Here is a 1,896-nt window from a genome sequence, read left to right as displayed (position 1 = left end):
TAAGATCTGGTAGAGTTGATTTTAAAATAGAGGTTGCCTTGCCAGATTACAATATGAGAAAAGGAATTTTGGAATTAAATTCTAAAAACAGACCGCTAGACGATGATGTAGATCTATCAGCTATAGCTAAAATAATGAGCGGCAAAAATTGTGCGGACGTGAAGCTAGTAGCTAATGAGGCAGCTAGAAGTGCTCTAAAACAACATAAAGATAAAATATCGCAAAAACACTTTAGAGATGCTTACGAAGAAATGATTGTCGGTTTACCTGATAAAAATAGAAACTTCGAATTAAAGGAAAGACACATTACAGCGGTACATGAAACAGGACATTTACTAGCAAATATTTTACTAGACAATAATAGTGAGGTTAAAAGTATTTCGATATTGCCAAGAGGTAGTGTTTTAGGATTTGTACATTCTGAAGATAAAAACATCGATAAGTATTTAGATACGAAGACAGGTCTTTATAATCAAATAAAAGAGCTTCTAGCAGGTAGGGCAGCTGAAGAGTTAATACTTGGTGAAATTACAACAGGAGCAGCTAACGATTTAGAAAAAGCAAATAATATAGCTAGAAATATGGTAATCAAATACGGTATGAGCGATGAGTTTGGATTTGTAACTGATAGCAAATACGATATCATATCTAAAGAAAAAGCAACTAATGTTATTAGAAAAATGCTAGAAACTTGTTATGAAGAAGTGAAAAGTTTATTAGAGGAATATAAAGACTTATTAGTTAAAATAAGTGAAGAGCTCGAAGATAAAGAGGAATTAAATGAAGATGAAATAAAAGTATTTGTTGGTGAAATACAAGGATGTAAAAATTTATAATAATTAAATAATTTTTATAATAAGAAAAACCTAGGCTATAAAACCTAGGTTTTTCAATGCGTTTAATATGATTTAAAAATGGTGCCGCTGATGGGATTCGAACCCATATGGTTTCCCGCACGATTTTGAGTCGTGTGCGTATGCCAGTTCCGCCACAGCGGCTAATTTTTGCTACCTTTATATTATAGCAACATAGTTTAAATTAATCAAGTATATTTTTAAAGTAAATTATATTATTTTAATAAATAAAAATAAAATATGAATTTAAAAAACTTATGAAAAAATTAAAAAAAGTGAATAATAAAATGTGTATAATATACTATGAAAATTGAGAATTTTTACATTTAAATATTTAATCTTAATAGATTATAATAAGTGTGGTATGATTAAATGATAGGGTGATATACCAATTAATAAGATTAATAATAGGAGTGATAAATTTTGGAAAATACATTGATAATTATAGATGGAAACTCGATAATAAACAGAGCCTTTTATGCGTTGCCAAATATGAGCAACGAAGCTGGACTTAATACAAATGCGATATTTGGATTTACTCGTATGATGTTTAAAATAATAGAAGAATACAAACCGACTCATATGAGTGTTGCTTTCGACAAAAAAGCACCGACTTTTAGACATAAGGAATACGCCGATTACAAGGCGGGCAGAAAGAAGATGCCTGATGAGCTAGCTGAGCAGCTTCAACCTCTAAAGGATCTTTTAGATAAGTTTAATATAAATAGATTAGAGCTTGAAGGCTACGAAGCTGATGATATAATCGGTACTATTTCTAAGTTAGGAGAAGAAAACGACTTTAAGGTTTACATAGTTACAGGAGACAAGGATGCTATACAGCTTGCATCACATAAGACTACTACCTTGATAACTAAAAAGGGAGTGGCTGAGGTAGAAGAATACGACTACGATTCAGTTGTCGAGAGATACGAGATGACACCGACTCAGTTTATAGATTTAAAAGGACTTATGGGAGATAAGTCAGATAATATCCCAGGGGTTCCAGGAGTAGGAGAAAAGACAGGTATAAAGCTTTTAAAAC

The 1,896-nt window shown here is 31.4% G+C and carries 1 protein-coding gene, 1 tRNA gene and 1 pseudogene; 2 read left to right on the top strand and 1 reads right to left on the bottom strand.

Going from position 1 to position 1,896, the window contains the following annotated elements; all coding sequences use genetic code 11:
• Window positions 1-836 (top strand): annotated as a pseudogene (locus tag ACI3VO_RS05190) (hypothetical protein); the annotation flags it as partial.
• 79 nt (window positions 837-915) lie between these two features.
• On the opposite strand, the gene ACI3VO_RS05185 reads toward ACI3VO_RS05190, so the two are convergent.
• Window positions 916-998, bottom strand: a tRNA-Leu gene (locus tag ACI3VO_RS05185).
• A gap of 279 nt (window positions 999-1,277) precedes the next feature.
• On the opposite strand from ACI3VO_RS05185, the gene ACI3VO_RS05180 reads away from it, so the two are divergent.
• On the top strand, window positions 1,278-1,896 hold a 619-nt coding region (locus ACI3VO_RS05180; RefSeq protein ID WP_439756891.1), incomplete at its 3' end, for a 5'-3' exonuclease.

Origin of the sequence: Intestinibacter sp., from assembly GCF_051866655.1 — a bacterium.
Taxonomy (GTDB): domain Bacteria; phylum Bacillota; class Clostridia; order Peptostreptococcales; family Peptostreptococcaceae; genus Intestinibacter.
Note: the sequence above shows the minus strand (reverse complement) of the source record. Positions and strands in the feature narration are given on the sequence as shown.